The sequence below is a fragment of the Candidatus Methanomassiliicoccus intestinalis Issoire-Mx1 genome (assembly GCF_000404225.1).
GTDB classification, from domain to species: domain Archaea; phylum Thermoplasmatota; class Thermoplasmata; order Methanomassiliicoccales; family Methanomassiliicoccaceae; genus Methanomassiliicoccus_A; species Methanomassiliicoccus_A intestinalis.
On record NC_021353.1, the window covers coordinates 1,687,028 to 1,703,344 of the forward strand.

Sequence of the window (16,317 nt, forward strand, 5' to 3'; positions counted from 1 at the left end):
TGTCATGGATCAAAAGACGACCAGATAAAAACAAAATACATAATATATTTCAGGATTTATAATCTAATCTGCGCTGCATTGATACATCACATTCGTGTTAATAACTAAATTAGATTACATATCGATATTAATCATTTTTAAAAAAAGAGGGCATTGTCCAACACATATAAACAACAATAAAACGTGTGCTGCTTACGAATTGAAAACGGGCGGTTCCGGGACTAATGGATGCCCGAATGATGTTGTCAAGGCAGTTGGGAGTCGTTTAAAACAGACAGAAAACAGCTTAGTCCAGTCACATTTTCCAAGAACGTATTCGATGCAGGTTTTCTGTATCATTGCATCAGAGCTGAACTCTTTAACCAGTGATGGTATGTTACAGAAACCAGCAGACAGCGCAATCAATCTGGCAGCTAGATTTGAAGATCTCAGATACGGAAAAATATCAGTCTTCAGCCTTTTCCCGTATGCATCCGATATTGAAACGTCATGGCGGATGAAATCTACAGCGGCTTCGCCGGCATCCAGCCCTGAGAGTATAGCATACGTAAATCCTTCTCCGGAGAGAGGACTCGCTAAACCTGCAGCATCACCAATTGCCATACATCTTTTTGTATAGACTTTATCACGTACGGAATAGGGAATCGGATGTGCGGTCAGATCCTCACTGGATGATACGTGAAACTGTGAATCAATGTGTTTACAGATCTTATCCATTGAACATTTCAGATAGTCTGTGGGATAAGCGATTCCACCAACTCCAATGTTTACCTGATTTTTTCTTGGAAACGCCCATCCATAAGATGGGAATCGATCCCTGAGTCTTGGTTTCTGAGGAGAACGACCGATTGTGTATATCACAAAGCAGTCTCCTGGATCATCATCCACATTCAAATTTTGAGATATTGCAATAGCTCTGGAATTTGGCAGAGGTGCACCAAATAATGAGTTTGATACTCTGCTTGAAGCTCCCTCTGCAACAATGAATAGCTTAGAAGAGACTGTTTCGTTTTCATATGTTATGTTTACACGATCATCTTTTTCTACAGCCTTTAAAACCCGGCTGCCAGTAATCGATTCAGCGCCTGCATCCACAGCGCGGTTAAGCAAAAATGTATCAAATGATTCCCGTTTAACAGTAACCGCAACTCGTGTATCTGATTTTATTTCGATGGACTCACTGCCCATTACAAATTTAGCGCCATAAATCTCTTTTTCAATTAAACTAGAAGAGAAATCAGGCACTAATGAAGACGCACGCTCTAACAAACCGCCGGCACAGCATTTTTTTCTAGGAAATGGATCTTTGTCAATCATTAAGACTTTTAATCCAGAAGCTGCACATTTATATGCGGCATTAGAGCCCGCAGGCCCGCAACCAGATATCACTACATCGTACATATCAATGTGATTTCCTGAAGCATCAATACTATTAATCTATTTTATACACCACATGAAGACTTGCTGACGAGATTTGTTTCTGATAAAATTTTCATAGTGTGCGATGATTGGAACTTTGGATTCCTCTTATCTCTCAGAAGAGATCTTAGATTTGCAATGGTGTCAATATCTGGCCATGGTGACAAAAGATAAATCTTCATGCCTCCAAGCTTCTCTGCTGTATCTGCAAATGCCATATCTGTACCCCAGGAGATGTTGTCAAAAGCAGATTCCCTAAAAGATTCTTCAGAAAAACCAATTAGATTGTACCCACCGTCCACTGAAGGACCGATTACAACATCACTGTCTTTGAATGAGTATATTGCTTCCATAACCTCTTCAGCAGGGATATCAGGAATATCACTCACCAACACCATGACGTTCTTCTCACCTCTTGAAAAAGCATCCACGAATGTATTTTTAACACGTTCGATCGGCGTATCTCCCCTTTGGGCATATATATCGACATTTCTGTCTAGCCATTCAGATACGTCCGAATTTTCAGGATATAGAGAAATTGCATATCGCAGATCTGATGAATCCAGAGTATCCAATATGTCATGTACAAAAGCTCTGTACAGCCTAATCGTAAGATCTTTACCCAGCTCTTCTGCGATCCGATGTTTGGTGTCATCGGAGTTGTTTACTAGCAGGATTACCTGTACTCCTCTGTAGTCTGTGGTGCCTATTTCAGTCATAGATAAGATATGTATTGTGGGTACTGGCTCTTGATATAACTTTCCAATGATTAGATGATATCAATTTTGATTTTAAGAACAGAATACACTTCAAGGGGTTTGTATCCTTGAACAAAAGACTCTGTCTGAGATAATTCAGACCGAAAGAGGGAATATCATGAAAAGTGCAACCGTACTAGCGGTAGCTCTGTCGGCAGCATTGCTGCTTTCAGGCGGAGCACTGGCGACTAATGCGTCGGCTGCTGATCACTCTCCGCATGCAGTCCATCAACACGGCCTGCCGAGAGTGGACGTTTCGGGTCATGAAATCGTCTTCAACGATTCAACCAAAGACGACCCCCTGTTCGGCGTTGTAGACCCTACAGTGTTAGCAATGGCGACAGAGAATTACATAAACGGGAATGATGAATTCGCGGGCCGCAGCTCTGTGTTTAATTCACCAGATACTGCTCATTCTATGCCGATAACGCAAAACGAGACTGCAGAAATTTTCTGGAATCAGTATTTTGCTCAAATGGCATATTATGATGTTAATTTAGTAAGAATAGGAGCCGCCGATATCTGGGGAACAGAAATCCAGTATCAGGCATGGCAAGATCACAACGATGAGTTTACATCGCTGCTGACTGATATGTGTAAAGCAGCAGAAAGCAACGGAGTATACGTATGCCTTGTTCTTGCTGGATCTCAAGAATATCCAGCATATCAGTTCGGAGGAGAAGGCTCAGTATTTGATACATCTTCTTCTGCATACTCGAATTACATTCAGTACTGCAAAAGTATGATGTCGCTGCTGGAAAATGAGAATGCTGTCGCGATGTATGATATGTTCAATGAACCAGACCACAATAATTGCAATGCAAATTACTGGCATGGGGATAAACAGGCTTTCTCCAACTGGGCATCTGCAGTTGCTGAAGATACGAATAATGTATCGACACACCCAAGGACACTGGGCGTAGCAGGATATGGAGATCTGTTTAGTTCCTGGTCTCAAGAAGATTTCGATCTTTCAACAGGAGATGTCGGATTTGAGATAGCTCACAGACACTACTATGCATCAGCAAAGGATTCATCGTTATTTGAAGAGCCGGAAAAATGGGCAGAGAATTCGGATATACCCCTATTCTGGGGAGAACTTGCAGATAATTCTGTATATCCGCTGACTCGATATTCATTCGCAGAAGAAGAGATCTGGGATTCCGGTGGACAGGCTATAACATCAATGGTTCTTACAGGAACTGATGGATATCCTTACGCAGGCGATACGATTGAATCAGCATCTGTAGCCAATGGAGTTACTGAAGAAGTTAATCATATTGTTTCAAATGATACTTCTAATGATCTTTCAAATCCATTCGCTCCAGTGATTGGCTTTATTGGTGCTATGTTTCTATTTTTAAGATTTAGAGGAAAACTCTAAATCTATATTTTTATTTTAAATAATTCAATTATCAATTATGTTGCAGACTGCCTATGAGCTTGCGGTATCACATTTACATATGAAGTTAATTGCAGCACATGTAAGATATTAAGAGAAATATAACTTGTTTATTTGGAGATTTTTTTAAAGAATTTATAAGTCGCAATACATCAGCCAGATCCCTAAGATTTTAAGACATATGAATATAAGTAATAGATTAAATCAGCTGTGATATTTAGACGCAAACTATCTTTAATAGTTAGACTTAGTCCTGAGCGGCTCTAACCAGGAGGGATTAAATAAAAATAGCAACCAAGACGGTAGCAATGATAACAGCCCTTGCGCTGCTATTGCCTGGCGTGATTATTGCATCCGAAGCACAAGCGGCTTCGGAAACTTCTGTATCGGGAAGAGTCACCGTATCTGGAACAAATATCCTGATCGATGGTGAAATTCCTGAAGAGAAATTCTTCGGTGTCGTGGATACAACGGCATTACAATTCGCAATAATGGCGTATGTAAATGGCGATACATCGGTAGCCGGAAAGAATTCAGTATTCGATGGTCCAGACACTTCATCGAACGGGGGAAGAATCTCTCAAAATGCGACTGCCAATGACTTTTGGCACCAGTATTTTGCTCTTATGAAGCACTATGACTGCAATTTAGTAAGGATCGGTGCTGGAGATTCATGGGGATCTTCCATTCAGTACCAGGCATGGCTGAATCACCGCGAATCATATGTCTCCATGTTAAAAACGATGTGTGAAGAGGCTATGGAGCACGGTGTCTGGGTATGCCTTGTTCTTGCTGGATCTCAAGAATATCCAGCATATCAGTTCGGAGGAGAAGGCTCAGTATTTGATACATCTTCTTCTGCATACTCGAATTACATTCAGTACTGCAAAAGTATGATGTCGCTGCTGGAAAATGAGAATGCTGTCGCGATGTATGATATGTTCAATGAACCAGACCACAATAATTGCAATGCAAATTACTGGCATGGGGATAAACAGGCTTTCTCCAACTGGGCATCTGCAGTTGCTGAAGACACCTCTGGGTCTTCCACTCATCCAAGGACAATGGGCGTAGCAGGCTTAGGAACCTTGTTTGAATGGAGCAGAGATGACTTTGGACTTTCAACAGGAGATGTCGGATTTGAGATAGCTCACAGACACTACTATGCATCAGCAAAGGATTCATCGTTATTCTCGCAGCCAGAAGCTTGGGCTGATCACTATGGTCTGCCTTTGCTGTGGGGAGAACTTGCAGATAATTCTGTATATCCTCTCATTCGCCATACCTATGGTGAAGAAGCGATATGGAATGCTGGCGGACAGGCTATAACATCAATGGTTCTTACAGGAACTGATGGATATCCATACACCGGCGGAACGCTACCAGATCCAGACGAACCGGCATATGGCAACAATAACAACAACGAAGAAAACGATACAATCAACAACCCTGAAGGAAATAATTCAAATGGCTCCTTAAATACAGATCAAGGAAGCATTGACTCGAGTGAAAAAAATGAAAGCAAAGGATCGTCAGCGTCCTTAGCAGTCATCTCTCTCATTTCTGCAATTGTGATTGCTATCGCTCTATTTACTGCTCGCAAGCAGTAAATCAAACCTTTTTTTTAATTATTTTTTCATCATCTTATGAAGCTGCAGCAGAGATTTTATTGGAGACCCATCCTGCGAATAGAATAAGTTCATGAAATTTTCCAGTGATTCTGACTTTTCACTGGTGTATGGAAACCACCACGGATCTTCTGCATATTTTCCTTTATCGATATGAATGTGATGAGGTTCTGTCAGTTCTTCGAATCCAAATCTTCCATGGGTCCTGCCAAATCCGCTTTCCTTGCTTCCTCCCCAAGGAGTTGCGGTCAATCCATATGTATAGAGCAGATTGTTGACTGCAACCGTTCCACTGCTAACAAGTTCTGCCATTACTTTTCCTTTGGTTATATTTGAGGTCCATACAGATCCGGAAAGTGCATATTTGCAGTCATTAGCTAACGTTATTGCTTCATCCTCGGAAGAAAATTTCATCACGGTCACAATCGGACCAAATATCTCATCCTGCACAGCCGATGAATTTTGAGGAGTGTCTATCAGAATAGTGGGTTCAAAATAATATCCATTTAAATCTGGATTTTTCTTTCCGCCGGTGACGATTTTGGCTCCTTCATCTACAGCTTTCCGTACGTGTTCTTCCATATCGTGCAGTGCAGCTTCATTTATTAAGGAACCAAGTGAGATGTTTTGATCATCCCAACCCCAGCCTTGTTTTAACATTAATGTTTTATTTTTAAACATTTCCAAAAATTGTTCAAAGATCGATTCATCCACATAGATTCTCTTCACGCAGACACATGTTTGTCCAGAATTTACAAACGATCCCCATACTGCTGCTGAAGAAGCTCTGTCCAAATCTGCATCTTTAAGGATAATCATGGGATCTTTTCCACCCAGCTCTAGGGTTACTGGAGTAAGCCTCTGAGATGCTTGGGACATTACTCTCCGTCCGACACTTCCGCTTCCAGTAAAGATTATCCTGTCCACATCAGATGTTAAAATAGCATCTCCTACAGTTCTACCAGGACCTACAAGAACCTGGACTAGATTATCTGGAAGACCTCCTTTTTTCATTATCTCAAGCATCTTTGCTGCAGTCAGTGGAGTGTCTGATGATGGTTTTATAATTACAGCATTACCAGCCGCCAGTGCCATGATAGTCTGAGAATAGGGAATTCCAAAGGGATAATTCCAAGGAGAGATTACTGCAACTACACCTACCGGCCGTGGAGCAATATATGAGCTTCTTCCGGCAAGCTTCATTGGAAACTGCATATCCTCTAAATTTATTTTCTCTCTTTTGAATAATTCAGACATCTTGCTGTTTGCATATTCACCAGCTGACAGGGCAGCAAAGATATCTGTTGATATTGCCTCACTTTTGGGTTTTCCTGTCTCCCCACAGATTGTTCTTGCAATATCCTCGATGTTTGAGACTACGGCCTCTTGGATATTATTCATTATTACTGCTTTATCATTATAGGACCTTTTCATCCACTCATTTTGAGCAATTCTAGCATTCTGAAGTGCCAGCGGAATATCATCAGTTACATTGCATTTGATTTTTCCAAACTCTTCAAGTGTTGCGGGATTGACTTTGATGATGTATTCTTCACCAACTTCTGTGCTAGACTGCATATCGAGAGAATGGTTTTGAAACAATATAATGATAACCAATTTTGAGTTTTATAATCCGCAGATTTCAGAAATTATTATATAGAAGAACTATTGTATATAGCATAATGTATACAACTTAAAGTTGTATACCTAAAAATTAGATACAAAGAATAGGAGGCTGCCAAAAACAAAAACATCGAAAGATTAGGCTGAAATAAACCCGGATAAAAACATGACAAACCGCCGGGTGCTCAGGCACGAATTAAGTACTGAACAATTACGTAAATATTGCAAGTGGTTTGAATGGATGCCGTTGAAAAAACATTGAGAGTTGCCGAAGCTAAATCTAAAGATGCAGAAAGAGGCGTAGCCAGAGTTGATCCGGCAATGATGGAGTCTATGGAGCTTACTGCAGGAGATTTGATTCAGATTGCAGGAAAACGCAAGACTACAGCCATTGTATGGCCGGGATATGCAGAAGATGCTGAAAAAGGCATTCTCAGAATTGATGGAAATATGCGAAGAAATGCAGGAACCAGCATCGATGAACGCGTCTCTATAAAAAAGATAGAAGCTAGAGAGGCAAGAAAGATCACATTTGCCCCGACCGAACCACTCCGCATAATGGGAGGTGAAGAATATCTTGGTCAGATATTGGAAGGACGTGCAGTCACGCGCGGCGATATTATTCAAATCAATGTAATGGGAAGAAAAATAGATCTTGTGGTCGTTAACTTTGCTCCCACGGCTGATGCTACAATAATCAATAGGAAAACGGAAGTAAAGATTAGTGAAAAACCAGTAAAGGAAGATCAAGCCAGCATTCCAAAAGTTACATATGAGGATATTGGCGGGCTTGAAGAAGAAGTAAAAAAAGTTAGAGAAATGATTGAACTTCCACTCAGACATCCAGAGCTGTTTGAGAGGTTAGGGGTAGAAGCTCCGAAAGGAGTCCTTCTGCATGGTCCTCCAGGAAATGGAAAAACGCTTTTAGCAAAGGCTGTAGCGGGTGAGACAAATGCCAACTTCATCACAATAGGCGGCCCGGAGATCATGTCAAAATTCTATGGAGAAAGTGAAGAAAGGCTGAGAGAGATATTCAAACAAGCTGAAGAAAATGCTCCTTCAATAATATTCATAGATGAGATCGATTCGATTGCGCCTAAAAGAGAAGACGTAAGCGGAGAGACTGAACGCAGAGTGGTGGCTCAGCTGCTGTCACTCATGGATGGTCTAGAGGCAAGAGGAAAGGTTGTAGTGATTGGTGCTACAAACAGGCCGAATGCAATAGACCCAGCGTTGAGAAGACCAGGAAGATTTGATCGTGAAATAGAGATTAATCCTCCCAATAAAGACGGACGGCTTGAGATTCTGCAGATTCATACAAGAGGTATGCCCCTGGAATCAGAGGTATCTCTGGAAGAACTTGCGGATTTAACACATGGGTATGTCGGAGCTGATCTGTCTGCCCTATGCAAAGAAGCTGCGATCAGATCGCTGCGCAGGATACTGCCAGATTTAGATTTAGAGATGGAATCCATACCAATAGAAGTACTGAATAAGATCACAGTAAAAAGGGAAGATTTCTTCTCTGCACTTCGTGAAATGCAGCCTTCAGCACTCAGAGAAGTATTGGTTGAAAAACCAGACGTTCACTGGGCTGACATAGGAGGATTGGAAGACGTAAAGCGTGAACTTCAGGAAGCTGTTGAATGGCCACTGAAATACGCTGATGTGTTTGACTATATGGATACTGCACTTCCAAAAGGAGTTTTGCTGTATGGACCACCTGGAACTGGTAAGACCATGATGGCAAAAGCAGTTGCCACAGAGTCTGAAGCTAACTTTATAAACGTAAAAGGACCCGAATTCTTGAGCAAGTGGGTGGGAGAATCGGAAAAAGCAGTTAGAGAAACATTCAGAAAAGCACGGCAGGCAGCTCCATGTGTAATATTCATGGATGAAATCGATTCGATTGCCCCAACAAGAGGCGGTGAAGGAGACTCGCATGTCACAGAACGCGTCATATCACAGCTGCTGACTGAAATAGATGGAATGCAGAGCTTAAACAATGTAATAGTGATCGCAGCCACTAACCGGCCAGATATACTGGATCCTGCTTTGCTGAGGCCTGGTAGATTTGACAGGATAGTCAAAGTAGGAATGCCGGATTTGGATGCGAGAAGGCAGATTCTGCATATTCACACTGACAAGAAACCTCTGGCAGATGATGTGGATATTGATAAACTGGCAGAAAAAACAGAAGGATTTACCGGTGCAGACCTGGCTGCATTGACCAATGAAGCGGTGATGCTTGCTATACGATCAATTATTGCTAAAAACGGAGACAATAAGGAATTAATGAAATCTCAAAAAATTGACATGTCTTTCTTTAACATGGCACTGGAAAAAGTAAGACCCATGTCTAGATCAGAACTTGGAATATATGAGAAAGCGGCAGAAGATTATGTTTACGTGAGGTGAGAAATATGGCTAGAAGAATATCCCCCTGGGATGAAATATTTGGAAGCTTTGATGAAGAATTTGAAGACATGCGCAGACGTATGAACAGTATGTTCTCCAGATATGCAAAGGAAGATTTTGCTGAGGAGGATCAGCCCCTCATATATGGATTCTCAATGAGGGTAGGGCCAGATGGTAAAGCTCAGATACAAGAGTTTGGAAATACCAACTGTAATCAGATAGAAAGTGGCGGAAGAGAACCTTTAACAGATATTGTTGACGAAGGGAATGGGATAAAAGTTATCATAGAACTGCCGGGAGTAGAACTGGAAGATATTAATCTGAATGCAGAAAACAGCACTCTTGACATTTCTGTAAACCGTGAAGACCGTAAATTCTCTAAAAAATTGCAGCTGCCTTCAACGGTATCGCCTGATTCTGCTAAAGCCACCTATAAAAATGGGGTCTTGACAGTAATTATGGAAAAGGCATCCAATAAAGGGACATCAATCAAAATTGAAAAAGAAGATTGAAACCCTTTAAACTTTTTCATTTTTTAGAATTATACAGTATCGGATGTGAAATCTCCAGACTAAGGTATTTCTAGAAGTTCGCATCTGTCGAATTCATGACTAGAGAAGAGGCCATTGAAACCGTAAGAACTATGCTTACACATGCACAGTTCGAAGTATCAAAGCCTCTTTCGATGAGGGGTACACGGTTCGATATTGTTGCTAGACGAGATGAAGTTTTGATAATTATCAAGGTTCTCAGCAACGTTGATGCATTTTCAAAAGATAATGCAGAAGAACTTCTATGCATAAGTCAAGCCTTAGGGGCATCTCCGATCCTCATAGGAGAACGGTCTGGATCCGGAGAGATAGAATCCGGCATAATATACTCCAGATTTGGAATTCCGATAATTTCTGTAGGAACGCTTTCAGACTACATAATTGAAAATGTCCCTCCGCTGATATTTGCAGCATCTGGAGGATTTTACGTAAAGATAGACAGCGAACTCATGCACCAGATCAGAGAAGAGAAGAACATATCTCTCGGAACTCTGGCTGAAATCGCAGGTGTATCAAGGCGTACAATACAAATGTACGAAGGCGGAATGGGGGCAATGATTGACGCTGCACTGAGGCTGGAAGAATATCTAAATCAACCCATATTAGTGCCTATAGATCCATTTGCCCCAATACAGAAGTTGAAAACATCGCAAAAAAAAGAGATTGCGCCGGCCACTGTTCCGCAGCCTTCTACTCAGGATGTATTCAGCAAGGAAGTGTTCAATACTCTGTCAACAATGGGATTTTCTGTAACTCCAGTTACCAGAAGCCCATTTGAAGCTTTAGCCCAGGACAGTCAGATATTGATACTTACTGCACTTGGCAAAGACGAAAACAGCATACTTTCTAAAGCAGCAAGCGTTTCAGACATATCGAGAGTTACCGGCAGATGTTCTGTAGTAATTATAGAAAGAGGCAGGGGCAGAGAAAGCATTGGCGGTACCCCCCTGATAGATCGCGAAGAACTCAACAGTATCGATGAAACTTATGTTCTCTATGATATCGTAAGCTCAAGGAGCGACAGTAATGAGACAAATAAAAGTTGAAAACTCGGTTGTAACGGTATTGGCTGCCGTGAAAGGACTGGTATCTGATTCAGAAAGGGTATTGAATGCTGTAGAAAGCGTATCCCCTGATGTTATTGCTGTCGCCATTTCAAAAGAAGAATTGGCGGCTTTAAAAGAGATGGAACCTACTGATGAAATAGAGCTTAATGATATTGAAATCGTTTATGCTGCGATGCTGGAAAAGTTTGGAGAAGTTGCAACTCCATCTCCATATCTCGTATCTGCGCTGAATGCCGCAGTCTCACATGACATACCAATTCTGCCGATAGATATGAATGATGAAGTTTATACAGAATCATACTGCAGAAATGTCAAAACAATGGAAATGCTCAAAGAATCGAGAAGAGCAAAAGGACTGCTGAGAAAAAAGAATAAGTTCGATTTTTCATCTCCTGAAGCTTTTGCTATATCCTGGGACTTGATGGTTAATAAAAAAGGTTTTAGAGAACTTGAAACAGAGAGAGAAACTCACATGGCATCAGTAATCAAAGCACTGTCCAGAACATACAGCAACATACTCGCAGTAATTGAAGTAGAGCGAGCAGATGCTGTCGTTTCGCTTTTGAGCGAAAAATCTTGTGCTGAATGCCAAGAACTCTCTGACGTTATTGAGATAAAGAACGAAATGAAAGAGACTGTCTGATTACCAGTCTGACATCCATTCTCTGATCGAATCCAGAACAATATCATCTCTTACAGAGATCATCTTAGCAATATCATTCATACTGCAGTCTGGATGAAGAATAAACTCATGAATTATCTTTCTAACCATATAATCGGGAATTGAAGAAGTTGTTTCTCTTGCGGATTGCAGGAGCTTTTCTTTCTCTGCGAGAAGCTCTTCCCGCCTATTGTTCAGCATATCAAGTTCATCTTCAATTTTCTTCATGCGATCTCTTAACTCAGAGACATCCTGCGACCCTTCTTTTTCAACCAAATCTTCGGCTGTTTGTTCTCTGGAAATTAATTCAGCACTGAATAGATTCGGCCCCATGTCAACCACCACGCTGAACGTCTGAATGGGATAGTACTTTCTCCTCTGCGGACCTTTGAGGTCGCTTTTCTCCGTATAGGATTCCACTAAGCCGTTTTCTTCCAGAACCTTGAGATGTTTTACCACAGCCTGCTGGCTGATGCCTAATTCCTTAGACAGTTGCAAAGGATAATGAGGTTCTCTGACTAATGCTTCTAAAATCTGCCGTCTCGCAGGATTTTCTATAACTGACAGTATTGAATCGAGATCGCTCATCTGTTCCATCTCTATGTAACTATAAGTTGTATACTCAGTATTTATTTATTTCTGATACTGAATAGGATCAGATACAGAATCCAGCAAAGGAATATCTACAAATATAGTACAGCCATTTGACAAGCGATGCCTGGAGAGCTTGAAGAAGATCGGGTAATGATTAAAGACTCAGCTGAAGCTAGTACAATCTACAACAAAGGGTGCTATGGGTATCCCATGTCTGGCGGAGGCTTGGAGCTTGACCTGATGGAGGCATCATATCTTGTTGAGTCAAACCGGCTGGAAGTCGTGAACAGCGATGGCCCTATAACTCTGGAAGATCTGATTAGAGCGGCATCGCTGATCCACAGAGATTTTGAGATAGATTACACAGTGTACAGAGATCTAAGGCAGAGGGGATACATAGTTAAAACAGGCGGGGACTTTAATTTCCGTTTGTTCCCGCGAGGCGGAACACCAAATAACTCTCAAACCAAAAGCTGGGTAATGTCTGTAAGTGAGCGTGCAACTTTTCAGATCGATCCTTTTGTAGCCAGCATTGAACAAGCAGACCAAACAAGAAAAGAGCTCTTGACAGGAGTTGTTGACGAAGAAGGGGACATTACATACTACCACCCATGTAAATCCGAACCTAAGGGAAATGTAAACGTAAAGTGGGAAGGCGGACCCGCTGTAGCCTCGTTAATGGAAGACCGCGTTCTGGTATTTGATCAGAAGTCCGTAGAAAAGCTGCAGGATCACGGATACTATGGGAAACAAACAGGCGCCGTTCTTCAATTGTCATTGATTGAAGCTGCTCATCTTATGGAAAAAGGATGGCTGGAAGTCATCAGGATTGCTTCCAACAGGCGGATAAATACAGACCGTTTTAAGAAGAGAGCTTTGAAATTTCAGCCGGATTTTGATCTTAGGCTTGCAGTATACAACGATCTCCGGTCTAGATCATTAATAGTAAAAACCGGATTCAAATATGGGTCGCATTTTAGAGTGTATGACGATGACCCAGACAAAACTCACGCCAGATGGCTGGTTCATTCAATACCGAATGACTATGAAACGATCTGGCCAGAAATATCAAGGGCAGTTAGACTTGCACATGGCGTGAAAAAAGAGATTTTATTTGCCAGAGTCTCTTCTGAAAAAATAGAGTATATAAAGCTGACTAGAGTCAGACCCTAAACTCCACCCAAAGCATATAAATATCGTCAGATATTGGGGAATGATAAGGGCTCATGGTCTAGCGGTTATGACGTCTCCTTCACACGGAGAAGATCGCCAGTTCGAATCTGGCTGAGCCCACTTTATGTTTTTTAGTCCTGTGATTCATACAAAGCGGATACGCTCTGATCAATCGTGATTTTCCAATTGTTCCTTATTGTAATATGGACATTTTTCTTTTATGCATTCCTTATTTCTTTCACTAAAATCACATACTAATTTATCAGGTTTCTGCATTTGTATACCCAGATTAGAATCCACAAAGTCAATAGCGGTGTTCAATGCAATGAATGAATCACGTTTGCAACACCGTGGACCTCCGATTTTTCCAATTTCAATGAGGCATGTACCAGTCAAAGTGTTTACAAGTCCCCACTGAGTTTCACTGTATGGTGTGGATTTTGAGATTATGCTGTAAAACGCTCCGCAACTTACCGCGGCCCCGCAGGATCCAAAGTATCCACAAGCACCTGGAGGCACCTGCTTGCCGCGCTTTTCCATTTCATCCAAAGCAGCGGATATGTCATCAATATCTCCTCCAGCATTGTTGTATGCGGTAAGCAGTGATGCACCCACCAGGATATGATGCTTGACATCATGCATTCGCACTGCAGAATTCTTCATAATCGCAATTGCAATATCATACGGGTTTTTTGATTCAGATCCAAGGCATGTTGTTTTTATTATGTTTATTGCTTTATTGTCATAACAGCTTTTACAGACACTGTGTCCATTGGCACAGGAGCCTTCACAATCAAACTGTACTCCACATACAGAACAGATAGCGGTTTCTGGGGTGTTTCTGTAAAGTATGGGCTCTCCACACACAACACAAGTATTCAGACTCAACAAGTCAGTCATATTACTCCTCCTTATTTGCTGTCTAAAAGATTTTTATGAGGCGATTACAACTACGATAATCACACAGCATCAAACAAAAGTGCTATTCAGCACTGAATTAAATTAAGCATTAATAGAGTCCATTGTTAATTAATAAATCTATCTATTAAATCGTTGAGCAGTTGTATATAAAACAACGTTAAAGGTATATATTCTCAAACTAGTAATGAAAAACTGCGAAGGATGAGGAGAGGCTATGGAAAATATTATTGAAGTCAGGGATTTAAAAAAGATCTTTGACAAAAACATTCGTGCAGTTGATGGAGTAAGCTTCGATGTAAAAGAAGGAGAGATCTTTGGCTTTTTAGGACCGAATGGTGCTGGAAAGTCAACAACGATTTCAATGATTACCACTCTTCTGACACCTACAAGCGGGCAGATAGTAATAGACGGTAAAGATTCTGTCAAATCGGCTAAACAAGTACGTAAAACAATTGGTTTGGTGCCGCAGGCTCTGACAGCCGATGACCAGCTGTCTGGAAGAGAGAATATGCAGCTGCAGGCAGACCTATACGATGTTCCCAAAAATGTTGCAAAAGAGAGGATAGATGAACTTCTTTCAATAGTGAAATTAGAAGAAGCTGCTGACAGACGTGTTGATACATATTCTGGAGGGATGAGAAAAAGGCTGGAATTAGCAGAAGGTCTGATTCATCATCCAAAGATATTGTTCTTAGATGAACCAACACTGGGATTGGATATCCAAACTAGAGAGATCATCTGGGAGTACATAACAAACATAAAAAAACAAAGTGGAATGACTGTGTTCCTGACTACTCACTATCTAGAAGAAGCAGAATCTCTCTGTGACCGGATTGCAATAATTGATAGGGGAAAAATCATAGTTATCGGTACACCTGATGAACTGAAAGCTTCACTGGGTGGAGATTTAATTGAAATCGAGGTTGATGAATCGCAGGAGTGCAGAAACACCTTGAGATCAATACCTGGAATTGATGAAATCGAGTATAAAGATGGAAAATACATTCTTAGAACTCCAAATGGCGACAACGCCATGGAATCGATCTTATCTAGAATAGCTGAAGAGAGATGGAAGATTAAGAATATATCACTCCAGAAGCCCAGCATGAATCAGGTATTCTTGAAATACACAGGGAAATCATTGAGAGATGATGCTGGGAAGATGGACAAGTTTGCAGCAAGAGCCGCTGCAGCGCAGAACCGCAGAAGGCGATAAAATGTCTGAATTGAAAACATACATCAGACAAACCTCTGCCCTTACAGGCAGAGAGTTGAAACATTGGTACAGAAGTAAAATGCAGATATTTATGGCGCTGATCCAGCCGGTTATATGGCTTGGTCTTTTTGGTTTTGCAATGAATGGTTTTATCAATTCAGCCATGGAGCAGGTGGGCCAGGAAATAGATTACATGAGCTTCCTGATCATAGGACTTGTAATAATTACAGCCTTGACTACATCCATGAATGCAGGAATGTCTGTAGTATGGGACAGGAGATTTGGATTCCTTGAAAAACTAAAAGCAGCACCTGTGCCAAGAGGCGTCATTCCGCTCTCGAAGGTCTTGTCCACTACAGTCAAAGCCATAATTCAGTCCCTGTTGATTCTGATTATTGGACTTGCATTTGGCTTAAAGTTCATGGCGGGATTTAATGTATTAGACTTCCTAACGCTGATCCTGATCGTTGCGATGGTAGCTCTTACATTCTCTTCGATATTTGTTGCGCTGGGACTTGTAATCAAGAATCAGGATGTACTAATGGGCATAAACATGCTTTTGAACCTTCCATTAATGTTTGCATCTGGCGTCCTGTTCCCAACCGCTTCATTCCCAGAAGCATTGAAGATAGTGGCAAATGTCAATCCACTTACTTACGCAGCAGATGCCGCCAGAAGAGTATCTGTCGGAGATGTGATGATATCAATTCCCAGCATGAGTCTGGGAATGGACATACTAGTATTGGTTGTTGTAGCAGTAGTAATCACTGCACTGGGTATGTTTTTTGCAAGACGCGGTTTAAAGGCCTGATCCAATGCATATTTAAACTGAAAGCCTATCACATCCAAAAAAATGAGTTTGGCAAAATACCAAACTCACCTTTCT

The 16,317-nt window shown here is 41.3% G+C and carries 14 protein-coding genes and 1 tRNA gene; 10 read left to right on the plus strand and 5 right to left on the minus strand.

Annotation, left to right across the window (positions count from 1 at the left end; translation table 11 throughout):
• Positions 1-192 precede the first annotated feature (192 nt).
• A complete protein-coding gene (locus H729_RS08100; RefSeq protein ID WP_020449523.1) occupies positions 193-1,401 on the minus strand; it encodes a geranylgeranyl reductase family protein in 1,209 nt (402 codons plus the stop codon).
• 41 nt (positions 1,402-1,442) lie between these two features.
• Positions 1,443-2,138: a TIGR04282 family arsenosugar biosynthesis glycosyltransferase gene (locus H729_RS08105; RefSeq protein WP_020449524.1), complete on the minus strand. Its 696-nt coding sequence runs from the start codon at positions 2,136-2,138 to the stop codon at positions 1,443-1,445.
• Between the two features lie 157 nt (positions 2,139-2,295).
• On the opposite strand from H729_RS08105, the gene H729_RS08110 reads away from it, so the two are divergent.
• Entirely contained in the window at positions 2,296-3,561 is a 1,266-nt protein-coding gene (locus H729_RS08110; RefSeq protein ID WP_020449525.1) for a cellulase family glycosylhydrolase, read from the plus strand.
• Positions 3,562-3,887: 326 nt separating this feature from the next.
• Positions 3,888-5,189 (plus strand): cellulase family glycosylhydrolase, encoded by a 1,302-nt coding sequence (locus H729_RS08115; protein WP_020449526.1) that lies wholly within the window; start codon positions 3,888-3,890, stop codon positions 5,187-5,189.
• Positions 5,190-5,207: 18 nt separating this feature from the next.
• On the opposite strand, the gene H729_RS08120 is transcribed toward H729_RS08115, so the two are convergent.
• Positions 5,208-6,785: an aldehyde dehydrogenase family protein gene (locus tag H729_RS08120; protein ID WP_048134084.1), complete on the minus strand. Its 1,578-nt coding sequence runs from the start codon at positions 6,783-6,785 to the stop codon at positions 5,208-5,210.
• A 282-nt stretch (positions 6,786-7,067) separates the two neighbouring features.
• On the opposite strand from H729_RS08120, the gene H729_RS08125 reads away from it, so the two are divergent.
• The 4 genes from H729_RS08125 (at position 7,068) to H729_RS08140 (ending at position 11,509) form a co-directional block, all read left to right on the plus strand.
• Positions 7,068-9,248 carry a CDC48 family AAA ATPase gene (locus tag H729_RS08125; RefSeq protein ID WP_020449528.1) on the plus strand — a complete coding sequence of 727 codons (2,181 nt, stop codon included), beginning with the start codon at positions 7,068-7,070 and terminating at the stop codon, positions 9,246-9,248.
• A gap of 5 nt (positions 9,249-9,253) precedes the next feature.
• The gene (gene hsp20 / locus H729_RS08130) at positions 9,254-9,760 is read left to right on the plus strand and encodes an archaeal heat shock protein Hsp20 (RefSeq protein WP_020449529.1); all 507 of its coding nucleotides are present in this window, start codon (positions 9,254-9,256) and stop codon (positions 9,758-9,760) included.
• Positions 9,761-9,855: 95 nt separating this feature from the next.
• The gene (locus H729_RS08135; protein WP_020449530.1) at positions 9,856-10,845 is read left to right on the plus strand and encodes a transcriptional regulator; all 990 of its coding nucleotides are present in this window, start codon (positions 9,856-9,858) and stop codon (positions 10,843-10,845) included.
• Positions 10,826-11,509, plus strand: a complete 684-nt coding sequence (locus H729_RS08140) for an unknown product (protein ID WP_020449531.1) — start codon at positions 10,826-10,828, stop codon at positions 11,507-11,509. The genes H729_RS08135 and H729_RS08140 overlap by 20 nt, the downstream gene beginning before the upstream one ends.
• Here H729_RS08140 and H729_RS08145 read toward each other — a convergent pair whose 3' ends face one another.
• Entirely contained in the window at positions 11,510-12,124 is a 615-nt protein-coding gene (locus tag H729_RS08145; RefSeq protein WP_048134086.1) for an ArsR/SmtB family transcription factor, read from the minus strand.
• A 117-nt stretch (positions 12,125-12,241) separates the two neighbouring features.
• Here H729_RS08145 and endA point away from each other — a divergent pair, with 117 nt between their 5' ends.
• Both endA and H729_RS08155 read left to right on the plus strand, forming a co-directional pair.
• Complete coding sequence (gene endA, locus H729_RS08150; RefSeq protein WP_020449533.1) at positions 12,242-13,294, plus strand: tRNA-intron lyase; 1,053 nt, start codon at positions 12,242-12,244, stop codon at positions 13,292-13,294.
• Between the two features lie 47 nt (positions 13,295-13,341).
• Positions 13,342-13,414 (plus strand) — tRNA-Val (locus tag H729_RS08155).
• A 48-nt stretch (positions 13,415-13,462) separates the two neighbouring features.
• Here H729_RS08155 and H729_RS08160 read toward each other — a convergent pair.
• Entirely contained in the window at positions 13,463-14,194 is a 732-nt protein-coding gene (locus tag H729_RS08160) for a DUF5714 domain-containing protein (RefSeq protein ID WP_020449534.1), read from the minus strand.
• A gap of 235 nt (positions 14,195-14,429) precedes the next feature.
• Between H729_RS08160 and H729_RS08165 the strand changes: the two genes are divergently transcribed.
• Together H729_RS08165 and H729_RS08170 are read left to right on the plus strand one after the other, a co-directional pair.
• Positions 14,430-15,431, plus strand: coding sequence for an ATP-binding cassette domain-containing protein (locus H729_RS08165; protein WP_020449535.1), 1,002 nt, complete (start codon positions 14,430-14,432; stop codon positions 15,429-15,431).
• A 1-nt stretch (position 15,432) separates the two neighbouring features.
• Entirely contained in the window at positions 15,433-16,242 is an 810-nt protein-coding gene (locus H729_RS08170) for an ABC transporter permease (RefSeq protein ID WP_020449536.1), read from the plus strand.
• Positions 16,243-16,317 lie beyond the last annotated feature (75 nt).

Excerpts from the sequence above, each read along its gene's own strand:
- H729_RS08100 (WP_020449523.1), bottom strand. The coding sequence starts at position 1,401 with ATGTACGATGTAGTGATATCTGGTTGCGGGCCTGCGGGCTCTAATGCC.
- H729_RS08105 (WP_020449524.1), bottom strand. The coding sequence starts at position 2,138 with ATGACTGAAATAGGCACCACAGACTACAGAGGAGTACAGGTAATCCTG.
- H729_RS08110 (WP_020449525.1), top strand. The coding sequence starts at position 2,296 with ATGAAAAGTGCAACCGTACTAGCGGTAGCTCTGTCGGCAGCATTGCTG.
- H729_RS08115 (WP_020449526.1), top strand. The coding sequence starts at position 3,888 with ATGATAACAGCCCTTGCGCTGCTATTGCCTGGCGTGATTATTGCATCC.
- H729_RS08120 (WP_048134084.1), bottom strand. The coding sequence starts at position 6,785 with ATGCAGTCTAGCACAGAAGTTGGTGAAGAATACATCATCAAAGTCAAT.
- H729_RS08125 (WP_020449528.1), top strand. The coding sequence starts at position 7,068 with ATGGATGCCGTTGAAAAAACATTGAGAGTTGCCGAAGCTAAATCTAAA.
- hsp20 (WP_020449529.1), top strand. The coding sequence starts at position 9,254 with ATGGCTAGAAGAATATCCCCCTGGGATGAAATATTTGGAAGCTTTGAT.
- H729_RS08135 (WP_020449530.1), top strand. The coding sequence starts at position 9,856 with ATGACTAGAGAAGAGGCCATTGAAACCGTAAGAACTATGCTTACACAT.
- H729_RS08140 (WP_020449531.1), top strand. The coding sequence starts at position 10,826 with ATGAGACAAATAAAAGTTGAAAACTCGGTTGTAACGGTATTGGCTGCC.
- H729_RS08145 (WP_048134086.1), bottom strand. The coding sequence starts at position 12,124 with ATGGAACAGATGAGCGATCTCGATTCAATACTGTCAGTTATAGAAAAT.
- endA (WP_020449533.1), top strand. The coding sequence starts at position 12,242 with ATGCCTGGAGAGCTTGAAGAAGATCGGGTAATGATTAAAGACTCAGCT.
- H729_RS08160 (WP_020449534.1), bottom strand. The coding sequence starts at position 14,194 with ATGACTGACTTGTTGAGTCTGAATACTTGTGTTGTGTGTGGAGAGCCC.
- H729_RS08165 (WP_020449535.1), top strand. The coding sequence starts at position 14,430 with ATGGAAAATATTATTGAAGTCAGGGATTTAAAAAAGATCTTTGACAAA.
- H729_RS08170 (WP_020449536.1), top strand. The coding sequence starts at position 15,433 with ATGTCTGAATTGAAAACATACATCAGACAAACCTCTGCCCTTACAGGC.